This window comes from Pseudomonadota bacterium (genome assembly GCA_030859565.1).
Taxonomy (GTDB): domain Bacteria; phylum Pseudomonadota; class Gammaproteobacteria; order JACCXJ01; family JACCXJ01; genus USCg-Taylor.
In genome coordinates this window covers 1-20,656 of the sequence record JALZJW010000066.1, presented here as the reverse complement: position 1 = coordinate 20,656, position 20,656 = coordinate 1, and the positions used below count along the sequence as shown (strand labels likewise).

Below are 20,656 nucleotides of genomic sequence, written 5' to 3'. Positions count from 1 at the left end.
GAGTTACTCGATTTGTCCTGTTGGCGTCTCGACCGCAGCGGCTAATTCAAGCGGTCTTCTTTTCTGATGTCCTCATCAATGCCTTTAGCTCATGTATCGACACATTGGTGAGAAATGCGGGCTAGCCGTTTGGCAGCAAAAGGCAAGCGCGCTTTCAGCTCTGATGTTCGGCCAGCCCGGCTTTTTCGCTCCGTGCGCCCTGCAAGACTGGTTTTTACCGGAAAAACCCACCAGCTACTACAGCACCAATGCGCTCAAGTGCACGCTGGAGCGACTGGTCGATTTCGACCGCATCAACAACCCCAAGGAGATGCGCTTCAGCGTGGGGGCGGTGAATGTGCGTACCGGTCGCTTTGCCTATTTCGATAGCGAGGAAATCACCATCCGTCCAGAGCATGTGATGGCGAGTGGCGCGCTGCCGCCAGGCTTTCCTCCGATCGAGATCGATGGCGAGCATTATTGGGACGGCGGGCTGGTCTCAAACACGCCGCTGCAATACGTGCTGGACTATTATCCGCGCCGCAGTCGTCTATGCTTTCAGGTCGACGTGTTCCAGGGCCGCGGCCACCTCCCGAAAAATCTCGAAGAGGTCAGCGAGCGGGAAACAGATATCCGATATTCCAGCCGGACGCGGGTCAATACCGACGCCTTCCGGCAAAAGCATGAGGTGCGTCATGCGATCAACGAACTGCACAAATTGCTGCCGCAGGAAATCGCAAGGACTGAACAGGCCAAGCGGCTCTATGCATTCGGCTGCGTCACCGAGATGGACATCGTCCAGCTCATCTTTCGGCCGTTCGAACCTCAAGGCGCGTCGAAGGACTATGAGTTCAGCCGAGGCACGATGAACGCCCGCTGGGCGCAGGGGATTTCCGATGCCTCCACCACACTGCGCGCCTCGCCATGGCTCGCACCAAAACCGAGGGAAGTCGGCGTGCGCGTGTTCGATGTGATGCACGACGCCCTTGTCGGAAAGAGCCGGGCAACGACTGAAGCAAAGCCGACGGATGGCGATCGAACGAACACGCGACGAACGAAAGGACGCTCGTCAAAAAGACCCGTTGGTCAAACAAAAATCAGCGTGACAGGAGCCAAATTCCGTGGACACCTCTGACGTGATCGAGAACGCCTTCGCGGAGCAGTATGATGAATACGACACACAGTAGCGAACAGGGGTATAGAAAAAGGTTAGTGAAGCTAGTGATGCCGGTTGTAGCGAGCAGCCGGTTGGGCAATGGATGGCACTTTGCCTCAGAGTGAGGTTGTCAAAAAAAGTATCTCGCGGCGCAAGCGAAATGCGCAACTAACCCGTTCACACAAGAGAAGAAATCATGAGCACTACAATTCTACAGCCCGAAAAACAGCTAGAGGTTGCCGCCGATCCGCGTCTTTCAAGCGGCGTGAAGGCATTTTTGAAAGCGCTGAATTCGGGAGATGGCCCACCCTTAGAGACATTACCCCCGCTAGAAGCGCGTGAGGTGCTGGTTAAGGCGCAAGCGTCCGATCAAGTCGATCTTTCAGGCATTGAGGAGTCAGAGAAGACCATCACCATCGATGGCTACACCATCAAATTGAACGTCGTGCGCCCCAAGGGCGTCAAAGGAAAACTCCCGGTCTTCATCTTCATCCACGGCGGCGGTTGGGTACTCGGAGATTATCCAACACACAAGCGGATGGTTCGCGACCTCGTCGTCCTTTCCGGTTTGGCTGGAGTCTTCGTCAACTACACACGCACGCCCGACGCCAGGTATCCACAAGCAGTCAACGAAATCTACGCCGCAACGAAGTGGGGGGCCGAGCACGGCGAGGAGATTGGGGTGGACGGGAAAAACCTGGCCGTCGTGGGCAACAGCGTCGGCGGCAATATGACTGCTGTGACCGCTCTGAAGGCTAAGGAGAAGAGCGGCCCCGTAATCAAACTTCAGATAATGATGTGGCCGATTGTGGACGCGAATTTCGAAACCGAATCCTACAAACGGTTCGGCGAGAAGCGTTTCCTCACCACGCCTTTGATGAAGTGGATGTATGACCTTTACACGACCGACCCCAAAGAGCGCAAAGAAATCTACGCCTTTCCCTTACAGGCTACGGTCGAGCAATTGAAGGGATTGCCTCCCGCACTGATCCAGGTCGCGGAAAGCGACGTTTTGCGTGACGAAGGCGAGGCGTATGGTCGCAAGTTGGACGAAGCTGGAGTCAAGGTTACCACGGTGCGATATAACGGCATGATCCACGACTTCGGATTGCTGAATGGTTTAGCGATGGAACCAGCGACCCGTTCACTGTTCGAGCAGGCGGCCGCCGAACTGAAGAAATGCCTATGCTAATTATCCAAACATTCCGGAGAAAATGCGACGAGCGCTCGCGCACCAAGGCACAATCCGGTTAGGGCTATAGTATCTGTCTGCCTGAAAACAAGTTTACGGGGTTAGCTAGACCTGCCGTGCTCGTAAATGCATTGACTGCCGAGCTACCGTAACGCGGTTACGGGTTACCGAGAACTCTGTAGCGATTTAGACGGACATTGCTGGGCACATCTCTGCGGTCGTTCTCCGCTTTTGCCTGACACTGCCGACAAATCATGGCTCGATTATGTTCAAGCCGGGCAGCACGTGCTTTGGCCTTTCCTTGTTCAAGTTTGCCTGGGATTTCCGCCCCGTCGGGCCCGAACACGTCATGGCCAGCGGTTCTCTCCCGCCGGGCCGCATAAATGTTGCTGGTGTATTCCGGCGGCGGAGGCGGGAGAAACTGCTCGAGCCACGTCTGGCTGCCTGGGTCGCTCGGGATGCCGAAGGGCGTCATCTTTTGCCACTGGAAAAAGACTCCGCCGTTCGCAGGGCAGCTCGGCGTGGTCTGCCATACGCCGACATCGGACGACTCGGGCAGGTAGAACTCCGCAGGCGACGAGCCGTCGTTGGCGCGCAGGGCGATCATTTGCGCAGCCGCCGCCTCGCCGGTCGTGAGGCCGGGCTCGGCTGCTCAAACGGGTGTTCGATATCGATATTGAGCACTGCCCTCACTGCGGCGGCACGCTGAAGATCATCGCCGCCATCGAAAACCCCGACGTGATCGCCAAGATCCTCACTCATCTCGGCTTGTCCGCCCGGGCACCGCCCCGATCCCCGGCGCGGCCATTCGAGCTATTCCAAGTAGCCTGATCCTAAAACGAACACCCCACCCGGTTCAGATCCCTGAGCCGACAATCCTACCGTTGGCCCTAGTTCACCCAAGACGCCAAAACGCCTCGAAACTTGGCGCTTCGAGCCGACCTATAGCCCGACAATTCCCCAATTCTGGACCGAGATAGCGCGTGTTTGACAGCTAGTAGATTCGGTCGTATCTTCCCTTTTGGAGAAAAAGGGCTTTTGAAATTCGATTATCATCCCGACTCGCGCGGCGACGGCGTGTCCCGGTTGACGGCTATCGGTCATGCCAAAGACAGCCTCCGATCTGTTTCGCTGTGAGTCAATCTTGTTGCAAAGCTATTGGGTCATGGTAGTAATTGATGTCTTCACGCGACGGATCATCGGTTTTGGCGTTGCGCGTGGAGACGTTGATGGGGTTGCCGTGTGTCGGATGTTCAATCACGCTCTTGTCAAGCACCCTTTGCCGAAGTATGTGTCCACCGACAACGATCCGCTGTTCCGCTTCCATCGGTGGTTGGCCAATCTACGCATTCTTGGCGTAGCAGAGATCAAGACCGTTCCGTTTGTGCCGCAGTCGCATCCTTTCGTCGAACGCCTCATCGGTACGCTGCGGCGCGAGTACCTCGATCAGCTGTTCTTCTGGAATGGGACAGATCTTGAGCGCAAGCTCCTTGCGTACCGCGACTACTATAACCAGCACCGTTGCCATACCGGCTTAAGCGGCGAAACGCCGAACGGCTACGGGACGGAGAAAGCGGCGTCACGGGCAACGATTGAGCCGTAAGTGGCTCGGCCATTGCCATGGAATGTTTCATCTGCCTGTTGCCCGATAGGAGCAATAATTCGCAACAGACAGGTTCCCAAAGCGGAGTCGTGCAACTGTTTGTTCACCGACGGGATGCCTCTCCCCAGGGAGTATTTTTTTGATTAATATAAGCGCTGCGGCACCGACGTTTTGGTGCCTAAAGCACACCCCGATCGTTCACCGGTAAGGTGCTGCTGACATCGCCATGATATCGATGCGCATAGAGTCTATCGCTGGGACGCCGGAGGGATTCACAGACCTCAAGAACGCGATGATCGAAATGCCCGAAAGCAAGGGCGTTTACGTCTTGGTCCTTTCGGTTAAGGAGACTCAGCGGCTCGTCATTGGCCGGTTGGGGAGGTTCACGTTTATCCCGGGATTTTACGGGTACCTCGGAAGCGCCTGCGGCCATGGCGGCATTCGAGCTCGCCTCAGCCATCATCTTGCATCCGTTGGCGAGCCCCACTGGCACATCGACTATTTGCTCGGTTTCACCACGCCCATCGAGGTATGGTATGCCCTCTCCGACCGCAAACTGGAGCAGAAGTGGGCTGAAATGCTTCAGCATTCGGGGAGGTTTCAGACCCCGATCGCGCGCTTCGGTGCATCGGATTATCGCCGCAGCCGGACGACGCATCTGTTTTATTCGAAACAGCACCCTTCGTTTCGGTGGTTCGAGGCGAAGGTCAGGGAGGTCTTCGAACCGAGCATCCGACCGCAGCAGATGACGTTGGCGACAAACTCCGGCGCCTGACTCTAGCCCACGATTTTGTTAATGAACGCCATGCAACACGACAGGATTCCGTGACGATAGGGCAGCGCTTAGCAAGCACCGAGGGCGAAGACCCACGGGAGAAAGCTCATGACCATCTCGATGTACCAGGCCTCGGTGCCTGCCTTCATCCGAATGCTCGACAACCTGAAGGGGATCCTGGAAAAGGGCGCCGCACATGCCGAGGCGAAGAAGTTCGATCCCGCCGTGCTGATCAACAGCCGCCTGTACCCGGACATGTTCCCACTGTCGCGGCAGGTGCAGATCGCCACAGACAATGCCAAGGGATGTCCGTCGCGGCTGGCCGGCATCGATCCGCCCAAGTACGAAGACACCGAATCCACGTTTCCGGAACTGTATGCGCGCATCGACAAGACGATTGCCCTTCTCAAGACCTTCAAGCCCGATCAGATCGATGGCTCGGAGGAAAAGCCCATCATGCTGAGTACGCCCCGCGGCACACTCAACTTCAAGGGCCAGGCTTACCTGTTGAACTTCGTGCTGCCCAACTTCCATTTCCACGTCACTACGGCCTACAACATCCTTCGCCACAATGGTGTGGAACTGGGAAAGACGGACTATCTGGGCGCGCCGCAGCAGTAGGGCGTGCGGGGACTTATCGGCACGATGCGGTCGGGGCTCGTCGCGAAATGCGGCTTCTACCTGCGACACGGTTACGCTCGGGCAACTGTGCTATTCAATAGACATCGGAAAACGTAACTTATTGATAGTTCTCGTTGGTGAAGTCTCGAATATAGCACAGGGCGGCATTCGTAACTAACTGTATATTCGCATAAAACACCTAATTAGCACATCCGACTTCGAACCAGGTGGTCGGGGGTTCGAGTCCCTCCGGGCGCGCCAAATTCAATAGGTTATAGAGATTATCTAGACTGCTTTTAGCTTCTTGTACGATTCGTTGTCGTACAAATCATCGTAGCGCTGTAGCCGCACTTGACAAATCAGGCAGTTGCTTCAATCGAGTATCTGGCTTTCAGCCAGCAAGCTGCCTCCCGATAGTAATACTTCACATGCCGCCGAGCCGATCGCGACACTGAATTGGCGTATCGGTAAAGGCAACGATGTTGGAAGGCTGGATTATTCTGTTTTCGATGCCTTGATGGTTGCGTTGCGCATGGTAATGCGCCATGGCGAAGGGCACGGCGCAGTGAGCTCTCACCGAAGAAAATAATGCGATTGAGAACTTCCTCCTTGACGGAATGCACGAAGCGTTCCGCGTAGGCGTTCAAATTGGGAGAGCGAGGTGGCAGTCGGATCACCTCGATGCCTTCACGCTCGATGAGCTACGACCGCTTGCCAATGCTCGATGCGCGCATGCGCAATCGCGGTACAGTTCGGCACCGCCAGCACCCTGCCTTTGATGATGAGATCCGTACCGATAATCGATCTTGTATTCAGCCTCTTCCTTGTAATGCGTGCCCAATGCCATGCGCGGTGTTGGCTCATAGTCAGCCAGCGTTGTTGGTGGCGTCGCTAGAAGACATGTGATCAATAATGATCTGCGGATTAGGCGCGTATCCATCGGCACATCGCATCCAGGTAGTCACCCCTTTTCTCTACCCCTTCTCAATCAGCACGTGGAATGGAACAACCCACCGACCCGTTCCTTTTCGCACAACCGGTTGTAAAGGCTGACGGCCTTCTCAGTCTGAAGTACATGAGTCGTGATCCCTTTCTGGTCGAGGAGCCGTAGTGTTTCGGGACACACCCGCAGGTAGTTCAGGACCCCTTCTGAAAGGACGATGACCTCGGCACCGTTATCCACTAATTCCTGCACATCGGCCGGTTGAATGCCGGGTACATGATGGGTTTAAATGGAGCATAACCGTCAATTTCCATCCTGCCCCAGGACAAGTGGGCAATAGCAGGTGAACGCCTGCTTTGATCCATTACTCGGGCCTCACAATCTCAAATGGTTACCTAATCACAACCACCCGAAGAGCGGAAAAGCAGACACTCTAGCCGAAAATTCTGACGACGTAAGTTAGAGCCTACCACACGGTGTCGCCCAGATGCGTGAAGGTCACCATAGCGCTGCCTTCGCATAGTTTCAGGGACAGTTTAAGTTGAGAGCTAGCGGTCAACTCATTCGCAACTGTTCGTGGCCGCCGCTGTTGATGGAACAGAAAAAGCCAGCGATCGCAGTGACACGATCTTTCCGAAGCTGAGATCTCAGAGGTCTGCACATACAATCGCGATCAGAACTAAACGGTCTCGATTCAACCTCAATCAATCGAGGGGTCGGTTCAGAGGCTGAACCGGATAGAATCGGGTATCGGTTGGGATCAAGCCACTTGGGGTCGATCGAAAGCCAGGGCCAGGGATTGGCCCTGCTTGGCGCCCTGAGGATGGAATCATGAGTGCGTTATCAACTCTAAGAATTCAGCACGAGTCCGGGTATTTTCCCGGAATTTGCCAAGCATCGCGCTCGTTACCGTTAGGCTATTTTGTTTTTGCACCCCTCGCATGACCATGCAAAAGTGGCTGGCTTCCATCACCACGCCCACGCCTGTTGCTTTGAGCACCTCCATTAGGGTCATGGCGACCTGGCTAGTGAGCCGTTCTTGGAGCTGCAGGCGACGCGCGAACACATCAATGACGCGAGCAATTTTCGAGAGGCCGATCACTTGCCCATTAGGAAGATAACCGACATGGGCCCTGCCTGCAAAAGGGAGCATATGATGTTCGCAGAGGGAATAGAACTCGATATCTTTGACCACGATCATCTCATCGCAGTCTTCGGAAAACAGGGAGTCCTTGACAACCTCGGTGGCCGACATGCGGTAGCCGCTAGTAAGGAAGTTCATCGCCTTGGCTACGCGTTGAGGCGTACGGTCAAGACCTTCGCGGTTTGGGTCTTCGCCTAAGTGGAGCAGCATCTCCCGCACGAGGGACTCGAATTTTGTGTCATAGCTCTCGCCCGGTGTTGCATCCAAATTGGCGGCATAGTGACCCTCGGCCAATACATTCATCAGTGGCTTATTCATCTCTTGCACTCCGCTCTTGGTTCTAACAGAAAGGGGGTGTATCACAATAGACGAATAAGTATTTTAAACGCTCTTTTCGTCGACAAGAAAATTACTGCTGGGTTTGTGAGTTGTCAAACAGGCTCGTCCTGGATTTGTCACGGAGAGTTTTCGGGCCATTCATGGGCCAGTACCAACTTTCGAGACCGGTTGGTGTCATGTGCGAGCACCGGCCAAGAGGGGATGGTCGGCTCAGGGGCTGAACCGGATAGAATCGGGTCCGGATGGTCAACCTGACCACTCTGACCCCAGACATCGTCGCAGCCATCCTCGACGAGATCCTGCCGCCGGATGTCACGCTGTTCGACCTGGTGGTAGACACGCCGGCGTTATGGGAAGGCGCCGGCGCGGTTTGGGGTATCGCTCGAGCACCTATCTACTCGCTAGACATCAATGTGCCGAGCCGCTTCATTCACCGTACACCGTCACCGTCAGCTCGCGCCTGTGGCCATGATACCGATGCTCCCACAGGTAGATCCCCTGCCAGGTCCCGAGCACACAGCGGCCTTCGCTTACCGGGATGGTGAGCGCCGATTGAGTCAAAACCGAGCGGACGTGGGCCGGCATGTCATCGGGGCCCTCGGTCGTGTGGCGAAACAGGGGGTCGCCGTCCGGCACCAAGCGTGCCATAAAGGCCTCCAGGTCACGCCGCACCGTAGGGTCGGCATTCTCGCAGAGCATGAGCGAGGCGCTGGTGTGGTGCACGAAGACATGGCAAAGCCCCTGTCGGATCCCGGATCGCGCCACGATGCGCTCCACCTCGGCGGTAAGCTCGATGCTACTCCTGCCCTGGGTGGTGCGAATGATTCTCTCTTGTGCGACCATGGCTATCCCCGCTCAAGCTCGAACAGCGCCTGGATGCAACCCGTTCGCAATCCGCGGCAATTGAAGATCAACCCCCGCTCCAGCTTTTTTAAAGCCTCCTGCCTCGCATCGTTCAACAAAACCAATTGCCTGAGAACCGTGGCCACCACCACCGACTGCACACGGGCAACGCCATCCGTGATCTATCGGCCCTAGCCCCACGCGATTGAGGGCCCCCCACCGCTTTATTGACGGGCAACTCGATGTTTTCCTCATGAAACCACCGAGGTTTGGTGGATACTTTCCAGCTCTCGGAATTTCTTGAACACCAGTTCGATCGCTTCTTGGACCCGTAAGTTGGGATCTTTAACGATGTGACCGGCCAGGTCACACACATAACCGGCCACTTTCCGTATCCCTATCCGCGAGCGACGCTCAAGTCTTGGGGCTTCTGAGTGCGTCATGCTCATCCCTCAGTCACTCCAGCGTACGTAAAGCAGCATGGCGCGGCAGTGTCTCTCTGTCCAAAGGTCGACGCCCTTCATGGGCCCGTTCAGCCATCGGCCCTTTACATCGGCGGCGGCCTTGGCGGTGACTACCTCAATCAGCGCCTTGATTTGGCTTGCTCGTTGTCGCGATTCTGAGCCAGAAGCTCGGCGACGTTTATCTGGCCGTGGATTCGCTTTACCGTCTCATATACATCGAACGCGTATTTTTTGGTCAACTCGACATCCTTGCGTCGTCCGATGTCAGCGGTGTGTCCAGAGATGAATGCATCAAACTCGTATGCGAGGAGGCGGTCGCGCCGAGGTAGACGAACATATTGCCGGTGATGTCGAAATCCAGCAGCGGCACCCAGCCCGGCGCGATGAAGTCCACAGCCATCATCACCTTTTCGTTGGGAAAGAAGATGACAAGGTCTCTCTCAGGAGAGTGAAACTCGTCCCGTTTCAGGGAAATTGTCCGCGCGCCTTTGCGCAGCGTTGTCTCTTCCCTGAATGTGCGCGTTGGAGTCAGGCGATGACCGTCGTGCTTTAGGCGGATGAACTTGGCGACACGTTCCTCCGCGATGATTTCCAGCTCCGAGCGAGCCAGCAGGTGCGCGCCGCCGATATAATCGGAATGTCCTTGCGAATAGATGAGCGTCATCCTTGGGTGTCGAACACTTAACCATCATGTCACCTCGAGGACGATCTTGCCGCGCGTGTGGCCTGTCTGGCTGAGCTCGTGGGCACGCTTTGCTTCCGAGAGCGGCAGAACGGTTTCGACAATGGACTTAAGCTTTCTCAAATCGACCAGCTTTCCAAGCTCAATGAGCTGCACGGCTGACGGTTGGACGAACACCGAAGCCTGGCGCACGCCATGCGCGGTGGCTTCCTTTGCTGAGGGAGGGCCAACGATTGAAATCAGGATTCCGCCCTTCTTTAGCACCTTCCAGGAGCGCTTCTGAGTCTCGCCTCCGATCGTGTCGAAGACGACATCCACCTCATGGACCACCTCTTCGAAGCGCGTGGTCTGATAGTCGATGGTTTCGTCGGCCCCGAGGTTTTTCACGAAATCCTGGTTGCGTTTGGACGCCGTGCCGATCACATGCGCCCCCCTTCCACTTCGCGAGCTGCACCGCAAAGCTCCCGACGCCGCCAGCGGCCGCATGGATGAGCACCTTCTGACCCGTGCTCAATCCGCCCGCATCGAAAAGTGACTGCCACGCCGTCAGCGCAGCCAGGGGAATGGCGGCGGCATGGATGTGGTCGATGGACTTAGGCTTGAGCGCGACTTCCGTCTCTCGAACAACGATGTGCTCAGCATAGGCCCCATCCCGAGCGCTGTCCGGGCGGCTGTATAGACCTCATCGCCGGTTTTTAATTGAGCGACGCCGGAGCCTGTGACCTCGACAACGCCCGAGAGGTCCCACCCTAGAATCAGGGGCAGCGAATGGTCCACCCTTCCTTTGAAATAGCCCTCACGGATTTTCCAATCCACTGGATTCACCCCGGCTGCGTGCACTCGGATCAGGACTTCACCGGCCCCTGGCTTTGGGCGCGGGGCCTCTTCGTACTTGAGTACCTCTGGACCACCATACGTATGAATTCGCACTGCTTTCATTGTTTCCATTGAGATCTCCTTTTATGGTTTCTCAACGTTTTTCATCTTACGGTTTGTGGTTCTTCTGTCACCAGGCTGATTCCCGGTGAGCTGCGAGCGGTCGGCGAGGACGCCTGCGCGGATCTGGTCGAACGCCTCCATCGGGAGGCCGCCGGGATTGGCGGCCGTCTTCAGCATCAACGGCGGCACCGCGCCGATCAGCACAGCCTTGGCCATACGCTTCGTGCCGTGGCGGCAGATATAGCGGGCGACTTCACCGCCGCCCGTGGAGTGGCCGAGATGAATCGCGTTCTTGAGATCGAGCGTTTCGACGAGCATCGCGAGACCGTCGGCGTAGCTGTCTATGTCGTTGCCGTTCCAGGGCTGGCTCGATCGGCCGTGGCCGCATCCACTCTCGTATGCAGGGCCAGAGGATGACAGCCTGCTCAACTACATTCTGCAGCTCGCGCTGGTGTGGCTTTTCAAGCTGAGGTGTGATGCGCATGTCTTTACCGGTCACTTTACCGTATCCTTCCTAGCGCGGCCTCTGGCCGCAACCAAAGGGCAGACGAAACTTCTTTGCCAAATGCAAAGAAGTCACGGCGAAAGAATCTATACTTTGGAGCGTGTCGCTTGGCGACCACCCCCCACCCAGCGCCTTGTAGAGCTGGACTATGGACACCAAGTGCAAGCGCTGGGTCGCCGTAAGCGTAAGCTCTGCGTCAAAGAGGTTCCGCTTGGATGTGAGCACATCCAGATAGTTGGAGAGTCCGCCCTGGTAGCGCAGTTCGGCGAGATGTAGGGCCGATCGTAGCGAGGCGACTTGGCTTTCTTGCGCCTCGGTCTGCTCCCGGGCCGTGTCCACCCCGACGAGGGCATCCTCGACCTCCCTGAAAGCTACCAGGATCGTCTGCTGGTATTGGGCCAGGACCTGCTTGGCTTGGGCCTCGGCCGCCCGCTGTTGGAAGCCCAAGGCTTGGGCATTGAAGAGGGGCGCGGCCAAAGCGAGGCCGGCGGATCCAAAGGCACCGCTCCCGAGAGCGGAAAGCTGCGGGCTCGCCAGGCCGAGGAGTCCCGTGAGCGTGATCTTCGGAAATCGCTCGGCCTTTGCGACCCCGATCCGGGCGGTGGCCGCGGTCAGCTGCTGCTCCGCTTGCAGGATGTCCGGGCGGCGCTGCAGTAGCTCGGAAGGCAGGCCGGCCGGCACTGCAGGCGGCAGCATCTGGTCGGTGAGCGCTCGCCCCCTGGGGATCTGCGCGGGATTCCGCCCTAGCAGCACGTTCAGCTCGTTCTCCTTTTGCACCATCCGCCGCTTGAGCTCCGCCGCGCGCGACGCGGCGTTGGCCCGTTCCGCCTCGAACTGGTCGGCGTCGAGCTTGGGGATCAGGCCCTGCCGCAACCGAGCCCGGGCGATCCTGACGGATTCTTCCCACGATTGTAGCGTGCGCCGAACGATGTCCAATTGCATATCGAGCTGGCGGAGATCGAAATAGGCCTGGGCGACTCCGCTCACGAGCGCCAGAACCACCGCCCGCCGGTTCTCCGCCCGGGCGAGCAGGTCGGCACGCGCCGCCTCGTTCGCCCGGCGCACCCGCCCCCAGATATCGATCTCCCAGGAGAGATTGCCCTGGATGTAGTAGCTGGAGGGTGTAGGAAAACCTGGGATGCTGGTTGCGTTCATGCGGCCGAGGGCGGGGGCGTTGGCCGTTGCACTTACTTGGGGCGCGAAGTCCATCCGGGCGATAGCAAGCCGCGCTTCAAATTCGTCGATGCTCGCCAGTGCTTGGTGCAGGTCCTTGTTCTCCTGGAGTGAGATGCGAACGAGCTTTTGCAGTTCGTCGTCGCGCAGGAGTTTCCACCAGGGCAGATTGGCGATGGACTCTCCCTCGGCTCTCGCCATACGGAAGCCGCTGGGTGTGACGATATCGGGGCGTACGTAGTCAGGGCCGAGCGCACAGGCGTTCAGCATGAGCGCGACGCTCACCGCTACGAGGCCGCGCATCTCAAGGTCCTCCACTAGCTGAAGGCTGGGCCGGCACGGGGCTCTTCCCCTTGGTGCGTCGACGGGAGAGGAACTCGGCAAGCTTCCGGTTCAGCACGAAAAAGACCGGGGTGAAAAAGATGGCCAGGAAGGTTTCTGCGAGCATGCCGCCGAATACGCCGGTGCCGATGGAATGACGGCCGGCGGCCCCGGCGCCGGTGGCCAAAACCAGCGGCGTGACCCCCAGAATGAAGGCCATGGAGGTCATGATGATCGGACGGAAGCGTAGCCTGGCGCCCTCGAGCGCGGCGTCGATGACCGGAAGTCCGGCTTGATAGCGCTTGTTCACGAACTCCACGATCAGGATGGCGTTCTTGGCCGAAAGACCGATGAGCGTCACCAAGCCGATTTGGAAAAAGATGTCGTTGGTAATGCCGCGGATCCATACGGCCGCCAAGGCCCCGAAGATGCCGAAGGGAACCGCCAGATTCACGACCAGGGGCACGGACCAGCTCTCATACTGAGCGGCCAACACGAGGAACACCATGAGCAGGCCGAAGGCGAAAGCCAGGACGGATTGCGTCCCCACCTTGCGCTCCTGGTAGGTGATCCCGCTCCAGTCGAGGGCATAGCCCTTGGGGACGAGGGTCTCCTCGGCCGCGCGCTCCAAGGCATCGAGCGCCTGACCCGAGCTGTAGCCGGGTGCCGCTTCGCCCAACATCAAGGCGGCGTTGTAGCCGTTGAAGTGGGTCACCGGATCGGGCCCGCTGGTGAATTCCGTCGTGACCACCGCATCGAGCGGGATCATGGACGTGCCCTGTTCGTTCTGGGCGCGGACGTAGATCTTGGCGATGTCCTCCGGGCGCGAACGGTACTGGGCCTCCGCCTCCGTCTGCACGCGATAGACCCGGCCGAATTTTACGAAGTCGTTGATGTAGAGGTTGCCGAAATAGGCCTGCAGGGTGTCGAAGACTTCGGAAATGGGCACGCCGAGCGCCTTGGCCCGTTCCCGGTTCACGTGGAGAGAGAGCCGCGGGGAGCTCACGCGAAAGCTGGTGCCGATGGCCCCAATCGCCGGGTTCTGTTTGGCCTTTGCGATGAACTCCTGGGCGACGGCGGCAAATCGCTTGAAGTCCCCCCCGGCGGGATCCTGGATCTGCACCGAGAACCCACCCGTTGCCCCCAGCCCCCGGATCGAGGGCGCGTTGAAGGCCAGGACCTGCGCCTCGGGGATCTTCGCGAATTCCCCGAATGCGTTCCCGATGAGCGCCTTGACGTGTTGGTCCGGGCTCGTGCGTTCATCCCAGAGGCGCAAGGGAGTGAACATGGTCGCCGTATTGGAGCCGCGGGTGCTGAACACGAAGTTTTGGCCGACCAGAACGTTGGTGCTATGGATCTCCGGCACGGCCAGATAGTACTGTTCGAGCTTGCTCACCACCTCCGTTGTCCGCTGTTTTGACGCACCCTCCGGTAGCTGGACCATGCTGATGAAATAGCCCTGGTCCTCCTCGGGCAGGAAGGCCGAAGGGAGCGTCCAGAACATCCCGACGGCGAGGCCGATCACGATGGCGTAGATCCCAAGTGCCAGCCCCGTGAACCGGGTCGTGTCGTAGGGAACGTCGTATCTCACACCTGGCGGAAAGCTCTTTGCCAGCGCATCCATCTCGGCGCGAATGCGCTTGACCGTATCGAGCGCGTTCGCCCCCGGAGAGAGAAAGGTCAGTAAAAACGTCGTCGGCTTGCCCTTGAATCGCCCTTGGAGGTCGTAGGACTGGGCGCCCAACTCGACCCTCGCCACGTCCTTGAGCCGGATCATGGACCCGTTCGGGAGTGCTCTCACGATCATCTCCTCGAATTCATTCACCTCCGTCATGCGGCCGTGCGTGATCACCGGGAGGGTGAGCTCGGTTCCCAGGGGCGCGGGCTCGCGACCGACCGTACCAGAGGGAAAATCGCGATTCTGCTCGTTGACGACGTTGGCGATGTCGGTCGGGGTGAGTGCGAGCTGCGCCATCCGAACCGGGTCCAGGATCAACCGCATGCTGTAGCTCTGCGCGCCGAACACCAAGGCATCCCCGACGCCCGGCAGCCGCTTGATGTTATCGAGCACCCGCAGGATCGCGTAGTTGGCGAGAAACAAGGCGTCGTGCCGCGGATCGGTCGACTCCAGGGTCAGCACCCCCAGGAGATCCGGGGACACTTTTCTCACCGTGATGCCGCGGCGGACGACCTCGGGGGGCAACTGCGGCTCGGCCAGCTTCTCGCGGTTCTGCGTCTGTATGGCGGCGATATCGATATCGGTCCCGATCTCGAAGGTGAGCCGGAGGGTCATGTGCCCATCGTTGGTGCTGGTCGAGTCGTAGTAGAGGAGGTTGTCGATGCCCGGAAGCTGCACTTCGATCGGACGTGCCACGGCGTCGGCTACGACCTCGGCGCTCGCGCCCGGATAGTCGGCCTCGATCTGCACCACCGGGGGCGTGATCTCGGGGTATTGGGCCACGGGCAGGACCTGCATGGACACCAGACCCACCACCACGATCACGATGGAGAGGACCGAGGCAAAGATCGGGCGGTCGATGAAGAAGCTGGGGCTCACGGAACCCCTCCGGTTTCGGTGTCCGCCGGATTGGCGAGCGGGGCGGCATCAGCGGCGACATAGGGAACCGTTTTCACCGACGACCCCGGCATGATCGCTTGCAGACCGGTCACCACCACCCGCTCTCCCGCGCCCAGCCCTGCTTCGACGATCCACTGGTTACCCTGCCAGCTGGTGGCTTGGACGGGGCGAAGCGCCGCTTTTTCGCCCTCCCCTACGACATAAACCGCGGGTCCCTCCGGACCGACCTGAACCGCCCGCTGCGGGACCAGCACGACTCCGGTGCGGACCGAACCCGCGAAGCGCACCTTGACGAACTGCCCCGGCAGCAAGGCCCGCTCCCCCGGAGTTATACCTTGCTCGGGATTGGGGAAGACCACCCGTACATCCCGGGTCCCGGTCGCGGTGCGCAGTCCCACATCCAGCAGATCCAACTTGCCCTCATGGGGATACCTGGTACCGTCCACAAAGGTGATAATCCCTCGCAATTGATAGACGCCCGCCCCTTGGACCCGCTTCAAGGTGCGGTCCCTGAGGCGTTTGAGTAGGAAGGGTTCCGGGACGCTGACGGTCACATACATGGGATCCACCCGGTGGATGATTGTAAGCAGATCGGTCTGCACGGACACCAGTCGCCCCTCATAGACACGGGTCCGCTCGATCAGACCAGCGATGGGCGCGGTGATGCGGGTATTGTCCAGGTCGAACTGGGCCTTCACCAGTTGCGCCTTGGCTGCCGCAAGCGCCGCCTTCGCCGCCAGATCTTCGGCGACGGCATCATCGACATCTTTTTGGCTCACCGCCTGCTCGGCGAGCAGCGGTTTAACGCGAGCGTGGTTTTGCTTGGCCTGCACCAGGCGCGCCTCGGCCTGACCCACCATCGCCTTGGCGCTCGCCTTGGCGGCCTGAAAGGGCACGGGATCGATCTGATAGAGCAGGTCGCCCTTCTTGACGTTGCGGCCTTCCCGGAAAACGCGCTCCTCGATGATGCCCGTCACCTGCGATCGGATCTCGACCGGACGGGAAGACTCGGTTTGCCCGATGAATTCCGGTTCGTCGGGCACCGTTTGACTCACCACGGTGATAACGAGATCAGGCCAGCGGGCATCGACCCTGAGCCCGGCGAAGCGCTCGGCTTCGGCAAACGCGCCGCGCGGATCGATGATCAGGATCTCGTAGCCCGCGAGAGCGCCGAGGCGCGCCAATGGCTGCGCGATGTGCACGGCGCCGACCAAGATCAGCTTGAACGACGGATTGAAGACCTGGATGAAGACCGGCCCCGAAGCCGAGTCGAACCGCTCGCTGCGATCCTCGGCCAACAGTTCTCGGCTGCGCCTGATCGCGGCTGGGTCGATCTCAGAATCTGTTGGAAAACCTACTGCGCGTGCGTGATCCGGAGTCGGGCGGTGCTCGGAATCCTCACGTACTACCGTGTATGCTCCGGTTCCTGCACTCCGACCTCCCCCGGCTGACGCCCGCTCATGACGGTTTTCCAACAGCTTCTCAGCATCTTGGGACACTGACAGCGGCCCCACGACGATCTGCTCGCCGGTGGGAAGCTGCGTCAGCAGGGCGACAGGAACCTTCGCCCTCTTGGCCTCGAAAATCGCGGAGAGGACGTCCGACTTCGTGCGACTGACGGGCTCGACAAAAACCTGGATCCGGCCGCCGCAGCTGAGCCCCACGGACCAGGCATCCTCGTTGGCGATGCCAAAATCGAGCAGCGCAGGTTCTCCGGTGTCGATGACTTCCAATGCGCGGCGCATCACTTCGCCCTCGATGCAGCCTCCAGAAACCGAGCCCATGAATCGCCCCGAATCATCCGCCAGCAACTGACTTCCCGGCGGGCGCGGCGATGAGCCCCAGGTCGCCACAACGGTTGCGAGCGCGACGCGCCGCCCTTCACTCCGCCACGCGGCTGCCAGCTCCAACAGGTCCATCTCATGCCCCATATTGACCCCTACGTCCCGCCGCGGCCAAACCCTGGCAATGATCTCTCCTGTCGTCGGGACCCTGACACTGGGTTGCGCGATCACAGGCCACGAGCGCCCCGCTTAGCTTCTCGCCGTGGCGCGTAAGACCGCGAGGAGCACGAGGCTTCATTGGCAACAAGGGCGACGTTCTCCGCTTGTTCGTTCATCAGTTGACTCCGCGGCGTCCTATGCTCGCTTCTCCCGCAGCAGCTTCAACGCGCCGGCCCAGGCGATAACCTGGTCGAGCATAGCGTTGACAGACTTCTCGTGATGGGAAGCCGGCTTGAAGACGCTGAAGTTTTCAAAGTCGGTAAACATGGAGAGCAAGACTTGGTTGCGCACCGTGGCGATTTGCACCTCGGCCATCACCAAGCGTAGCTGCTCGACCGCGCGCGCCCCGCCGACGCCGCCGTAGCTGACGAAGCCAGCCGCCTTGTCGTTCCACTCGCGGAACAGAAAATCAATCGCGTTCTTGAGCGCGCCGGAGATGCCATGATTATACTCGGGCGTGACGAATACATAGCCGTCAAAAGAGCCGACCTTAGCGGCCCATACTTTGGTGTGAGGCTTATTGTATTGCCCCATTATGGGCGACACCGGCTCGTCGAGGAGCGGCAGGTCGAAGTCTTTAATGTCCACGAGTTCGAACTCGGCGTCGGTACGCTTTTGTGCGATTTCGTAAACCCATTTGGCCACGGCCTCGCCCTTGCGACCGGGCCGCGTGCTTCCGATGATGATGGCAGTTCTAAGCATAAATTCCTCCTGTGCGGTTTCCGCTACCAATACTCTATCTTACCCCTTTCCTTTCGAAGCTATGGGTAAGGTGGTTGCGTACTCGTCGTCTGTGTTACTGCAGCCGCTTCTTGAGTTCTTCGGATGCCTGCAGGATCGCCGAGCGGACACCAGGCACTTGGCTCAGGGCATTGAGCAGACCATAGTCGTGGATCAGGCCGTTGTAACGGACCACGGTGACATCCACGCCGGCGGCATCCAGCTTGCGTCCGTAGGCCTCGCCTTCGTCGCGCAGCACATCCATTTCCGCCGTCTGGATGAGCGCGGGCGGCAAACTCTCGAGCCGCTGGGTCGTCGCCTGCAGGGGCGAGGCATAGACGTCCTGCCGCTGCTTCGGATCGGGGGTGTAGTTGTCCCAGAACCACTTCATCATGTTGCGAATCAGGAAGTGGCCGTCGGCGAACTGGTGGTACGACGCGTTCTCGAAATTTGCGTCCGTCACCGGCCACAGCAGCACCTGGTAGTTGATGTCAGGGGTGCCCCTATCCTTGGCCATCAGGCTGACCATCGGCCGCCATGTTGCCGCCGACGCTGTTGCCGACCACCGCGAGGCGCTTGCCGTCGACGTTGATCTCTTGGCCGTGTTCGGCGACCCACTTGGTCGCGGCGTAGGCCTGATTGATCGCGGTCGGATAGCGCGCTTCCGGTGACGGCGTGTAGTTGACAAAGACCGCCGCCGCGCCGGATCCGGCGACCAGGTCGCGCACCAGGCGCTCATGCGTCGGAAAGTTTCCGAGCACCCATCCGCCGCCGTGGAAGAACATGAACGCCGGGAGCGTTTCCGTCACGCCGGTCGGACGCAACACCGTCAGCGTCACGGTCTGGCCATCGGCGCGGATGGTTTTTTCCGAGATCTCGGCTTTGGGTACGTCCGGCTCGACGCCGGCTTGCGCACTTACCAGCACCGCGCGCGCATCGACCCGCGACAGTTGTTCGATCGGCTTGCCACCACCGGCGGCCAGGGTTTCCAGAAACGCCTGGGTGTGGCGTTCGACGCCGGGGCTGCCGGCTCTGTGTTTCGTCACAATATGGCTCCTTTCAGTGTTGGTGGATCGACTGTTGAAAGCAATTTTTTGCCTTGCCTGCGGAAAGGAAGATACGCGGGCGCGGCTGGGAAGTCCTGGCTCTGGACTGAATCGTTCTGAAATCTCCTGAAAGGATGCCCGACGCGGTACGACGAGAGTGCCGACTGAGTTCTGAACGGCCTCATCGTACTGGTTCAGCGTCGTCGCGCGCACCTTGATGAGCCCGTGGTCCGGCCACGCCTTCGACGGGCGCACTTCGAGCACTTCGCTCTCCACGCGAAGCTCATCGCCAGTAGATACACTTGAAGAGATCGATGTCGTAGCGCGTCGTCCGGCGGGTTCCGTCTTCGCGCTGTTCGGAACCAATGGTAATACAAACAGCCGGGCAGACGGCTTCACAAAGCTCGCAAGCGATGCACCGCTCCTTTCCGTTTGGATAGCGGCGCAGAGCATGCAGTCCCTTGAAGCGAGGGATTGTGGCGTTTTTTCCTCCGGGTAGAAGACGGTCACTTTGCGCTTAAAAAGATGCCGGCCAGTCACCGCCAGTCCCTTGAGCAGTTCCCACAACAGATAGGTCCGTAGGTAATGGGAGATCTTTTTTGTAAGCCTTGTCGTCATATCGTTCGATTAAGAAGACCGGCGCTCGAATATGCAATCGACAGCCGTTTCTGAATCAAAAAGGCTAAGCCGCTAGGGTTTACAGCTCGTAGCGGGCCAACAGCTTGCGCCCTCGACGCGTGACAAAACCGTCCTCGCTGATGAATCCCTGGCGCAAGCAAGACCTGTATAGCGCCCGGGGCGTGCCTCTGGGTACGTAAACGGTACCGTCACCATAGTGGTGTCCGAGGATCTTGGCGAGCGCGATTTCGCTCGCCATTACGCTGCGGTGGATGTTCATCGGGGCCGCTTCCATCGAGACGAGAACATTCTCCTGGCCGAGAACCGGTTCGGAGACCGTGTTGAGTTCGGTGACATCTGAAGGTTCGCCGAAAGCTACGAGTGGCAATCGTTTTGGTGTTTTCATGATTTTTTCTCCATTGGTTTTGCGTGCGTCAGCACAACGCCGGCACGCGTTCTGTCTGAAAGGGTCATGGTCTGTTCCATTGTGGTTCCTTCTTTTGTCTTTAAGTTTCTGAGAGTTCCGCACTGCAAGTCGCCCGCCTGGGGGTATCCCAAGAGATTAGGGATAACTCCCAGGCGGGTTGTTGAGACCCCAGACCGGCCAGATGCCTTAGGGGCGAGGGCTTATTCCACTAGCCGGCGTTGCTACCGCAAGCTTGTGCTGTGACTCAAGAACCTCCAGTTGATGGCGGCTCACTGGTAGGCCCTTATAGGTGTCCACCCAGCTTGCTGGGACGGGCGTGAACCGGGCATGCTCAGCCCACTTTAGATTGCCCAGTCCTAACACTTGCAGTTGAACGGGGCTCGCTGGAAGCCAATTCAGTTCTGAGAACCTAGCGCTCGGAAGCGCGTCTGCAGCGAGCGTTGCACCGGAAAGTAGTGACCTTCATGTTTTGAGGCGACTGATTCTGTCAGGCCACCAACGAGGATTTCCGAATAGGCGAGCGAAAATTGAAGTTCGGGGCTGGCCTCGGAAACGTTGGTCAGGATCTTCCCAAAGTTGTACGGC

General features: G+C 59.0%; 18 protein-coding genes and 4 pseudogenes. 6 read left to right on the top strand and 16 right to left on the bottom strand.

The features are described from left to right. Positions 1-91 precede the first annotated feature (91 nt). Positions 92-1,114 carry a DUF3734 domain-containing protein gene (locus tag M3436_11275; GenBank protein ID MDQ3564685.1) on the top strand — a complete coding sequence of 341 codons (1,023 nt, stop codon included), beginning with the start codon at positions 92-94 and terminating at the stop codon, positions 1,112-1,114. Between the two features lie 217 nt (positions 1,115-1,331). Then, positions 1,332-2,327, top strand: a complete 996-nt coding sequence (locus M3436_11270) for an alpha/beta hydrolase fold domain-containing protein (protein MDQ3564684.1) — start codon at positions 1,332-1,334, stop codon at positions 2,325-2,327. Positions 2,328-2,484: 157 nt separating this feature from the next. Here M3436_11270 and M3436_11265 read toward each other — a convergent pair whose 3' ends face one another. After that, on the bottom strand, positions 2,485-2,934 hold the full coding sequence (locus M3436_11265; protein ID MDQ3564683.1) for a hypothetical protein: 450 nt from the start codon (positions 2,932-2,934) through the stop codon (positions 2,485-2,487). A gap of 53 nt (positions 2,935-2,987) precedes the next feature. Here M3436_11265 and M3436_11260 point away from each other — a divergent pair, with 53 nt between their 5' ends. The 4 genes from M3436_11260 to M3436_11245 all read left to right on the top strand — a co-directional run bounded on the left by M3436_11260 (position 2,988) and on the right by M3436_11245 (position 5,326). Next, complete coding sequence (locus tag M3436_11260; GenBank protein MDQ3564682.1) at positions 2,988-3,158, top strand: hypothetical protein; 171 nt, start codon at positions 2,988-2,990, stop codon at positions 3,156-3,158. 271 nt (positions 3,159-3,429) lie between these two features. Further along, positions 3,430-3,930, top strand: a complete 501-nt coding sequence (locus tag M3436_11255) for an integrase core domain-containing protein (protein ID MDQ3564681.1) — start codon at positions 3,430-3,432, stop codon at positions 3,928-3,930. 226 nt (positions 3,931-4,156) lie between these two features. Beyond that, on the top strand, positions 4,157-4,705 hold the full coding sequence (locus M3436_11250; GenBank protein ID MDQ3564680.1) for a GIY-YIG nuclease family protein: 549 nt from the start codon (positions 4,157-4,159) through the stop codon (positions 4,703-4,705). A gap of 108 nt (positions 4,706-4,813) precedes the next feature. Beyond that, the gene (locus M3436_11245) at positions 4,814-5,326 is read left to right on the top strand and encodes a DUF1993 domain-containing protein (protein MDQ3564679.1); all 513 of its coding nucleotides are present in this window, start codon (positions 4,814-4,816) and stop codon (positions 5,324-5,326) included. 988 nt (positions 5,327-6,314) lie between these two features. Here the strand turns inward: M3436_11245 and M3436_11240 are convergent. The 15 genes and pseudogenes from M3436_11240 to M3436_11170 form a co-directional block, all read right to left on the bottom strand. Further along, the gene (locus M3436_11240) at positions 6,315-6,509 is read right to left on the bottom strand and encodes a hypothetical protein (GenBank protein ID MDQ3564678.1); all 195 of its coding nucleotides are present in this window, start codon (positions 6,507-6,509) and stop codon (positions 6,315-6,317) included. Between the two features lie 589 nt (positions 6,510-7,098). Continuing rightward, positions 7,099-7,731 (bottom strand): GTP cyclohydrolase I FolE, encoded by a 633-nt coding sequence (gene folE, locus M3436_11235; GenBank protein MDQ3564677.1) that lies wholly within the window; start codon positions 7,729-7,731, stop codon positions 7,099-7,101. A gap of 447 nt (positions 7,732-8,178) precedes the next feature. Continuing rightward, complete coding sequence (locus M3436_11230) at positions 8,179-8,595, bottom strand: secondary thiamine-phosphate synthase enzyme YjbQ (GenBank protein MDQ3564676.1); 417 nt, start codon at positions 8,593-8,595, stop codon at positions 8,179-8,181. 251 nt (positions 8,596-8,846) lie between these two features. Then, the gene (locus M3436_11225; protein MDQ3564675.1) at positions 8,847-9,038 is read right to left on the bottom strand and encodes a hypothetical protein; all 192 of its coding nucleotides are present in this window, start codon (positions 9,036-9,038) and stop codon (positions 8,847-8,849) included. A gap of 256 nt (positions 9,039-9,294) precedes the next feature. Further along, complete coding sequence (locus tag M3436_11220) at positions 9,295-9,723, bottom strand: hypothetical protein (protein ID MDQ3564674.1); 429 nt, start codon at positions 9,721-9,723, stop codon at positions 9,295-9,297. A gap of 24 nt (positions 9,724-9,747) precedes the next feature. Beyond that, positions 9,748-10,680, bottom strand: a pseudogene (locus tag M3436_11215) (NADP-dependent oxidoreductase). A 90-nt stretch (positions 10,681-10,770) separates the two neighbouring features. Continuing rightward, a pseudogene (locus tag M3436_11210) lies at positions 10,771-11,064 on the bottom strand (alpha/beta hydrolase). Between the two features lie 130 nt (positions 11,065-11,194). Continuing rightward, a complete protein-coding gene (locus M3436_11205; protein ID MDQ3564673.1) occupies positions 11,195-12,661 on the bottom strand; it encodes an efflux transporter outer membrane subunit in 1,467 nt (488 codons plus the stop codon). A 1-nt stretch (position 12,662) separates the two neighbouring features. Further along, positions 12,663-15,236, bottom strand: a complete 2,574-nt coding sequence (locus M3436_11200; protein MDQ3564672.1) for an efflux RND transporter permease subunit — start codon at positions 15,234-15,236, stop codon at positions 12,663-12,665. After that, complete coding sequence (locus M3436_11195) at positions 15,233-17,272, bottom strand: efflux RND transporter periplasmic adaptor subunit (protein ID MDQ3564671.1); 2,040 nt, start codon at positions 17,270-17,272, stop codon at positions 15,233-15,235. The genes M3436_11200 and M3436_11195 overlap by 4 nt, the downstream gene beginning before the upstream one ends. A gap of 123 nt (positions 17,273-17,395) precedes the next feature. Next, complete coding sequence (locus tag M3436_11190) at positions 17,396-17,962, bottom strand: NAD(P)H-dependent oxidoreductase (protein ID MDQ3564670.1); 567 nt, start codon at positions 17,960-17,962, stop codon at positions 17,396-17,398. 94 nt (positions 17,963-18,056) lie between these two features. Continuing rightward, a pseudogene (locus M3436_11185) lies at positions 18,057-19,029 on the bottom strand (alpha/beta hydrolase). Between the two features lie 289 nt (positions 19,030-19,318). Then, positions 19,319-19,644: pseudogene (gene nuoI / locus M3436_11180) on the bottom strand (NADH-quinone oxidoreductase subunit NuoI). A 79-nt stretch (positions 19,645-19,723) separates the two neighbouring features. Then, positions 19,724-20,050, bottom strand: a complete 327-nt coding sequence (locus M3436_11175; GenBank protein ID MDQ3564669.1) for a hypothetical protein — start codon at positions 20,048-20,050, stop codon at positions 19,724-19,726. 416 nt (positions 20,051-20,466) lie between these two features. Then, on the bottom strand, positions 20,467-20,656 hold a 190-nt coding region (locus M3436_11170; GenBank protein MDQ3564668.1), incomplete at its 5' end, for a hypothetical protein.

What these genes read in the sequence shown, in the direction of transcription:
- M3436_11250 (MDQ3564680.1), top strand. Translation starts at nt 4,157, where the DNA reads ATGATATCGATGCGCATAGAGTCTATCGCTGGGACGCCGGAGGGATTC.
- M3436_11175 (MDQ3564669.1), bottom strand. Translation starts at nt 20,050, where the DNA reads ATGAAAACACCAAAACGATTGCCACTCGTAGCTTTCGGCGAACCTTCA.
- M3436_11275 (MDQ3564685.1), top strand. Translation starts at nt 92, where the DNA reads ATGTATCGACACATTGGTGAGAAATGCGGGCTAGCCGTTTGGCAGCAA.
- folE (MDQ3564677.1), bottom strand. Translation starts at nt 7,731, where the DNA reads ATGAATAAGCCACTGATGAATGTATTGGCCGAGGGTCACTATGCCGCC.
- M3436_11230 (MDQ3564676.1), bottom strand. Translation starts at nt 8,595, where the DNA reads ATGGTCGCACAAGAGAGAATCATTCGCACCACCCAGGGCAGGAGTAGC.
- M3436_11255 (MDQ3564681.1), top strand. Translation starts at nt 3,430, where the DNA reads ATGCCAAAGACAGCCTCCGATCTGTTTCGCTGTGAGTCAATCTTGTTG.
- M3436_11225 (MDQ3564675.1), bottom strand. Translation starts at nt 9,038, where the DNA reads ATGACGCACTCAGAAGCCCCAAGACTTGAGCGTCGCTCGCGGATAGGG.
- M3436_11205 (MDQ3564673.1), bottom strand. Translation starts at nt 12,661, where the DNA reads ATGCGCGGCCTCGTAGCGGTGAGCGTCGCGCTCATGCTGAACGCCTGT.
- M3436_11265 (MDQ3564683.1), bottom strand. Translation starts at nt 2,934, where the DNA reads ATGATCGCCCTGCGCGCCAACGACGGCTCGTCGCCTGCGGAGTTCTAC.
- M3436_11190 (MDQ3564670.1), bottom strand. Translation starts at nt 17,962, where the DNA reads ATGCTTAGAACTGCCATCATCATCGGAAGCACGCGGCCCGGTCGCAAG.
- M3436_11245 (MDQ3564679.1), top strand. Translation starts at nt 4,814, where the DNA reads ATGACCATCTCGATGTACCAGGCCTCGGTGCCTGCCTTCATCCGAATG.
- M3436_11220 (MDQ3564674.1), bottom strand. Translation starts at nt 9,723, where the DNA reads ATGACGCTCATCTATTCGCAAGGACATTCCGATTATATCGGCGGCGCG.
- M3436_11270 (MDQ3564684.1), top strand. Translation starts at nt 1,332, where the DNA reads ATGAGCACTACAATTCTACAGCCCGAAAAACAGCTAGAGGTTGCCGCC.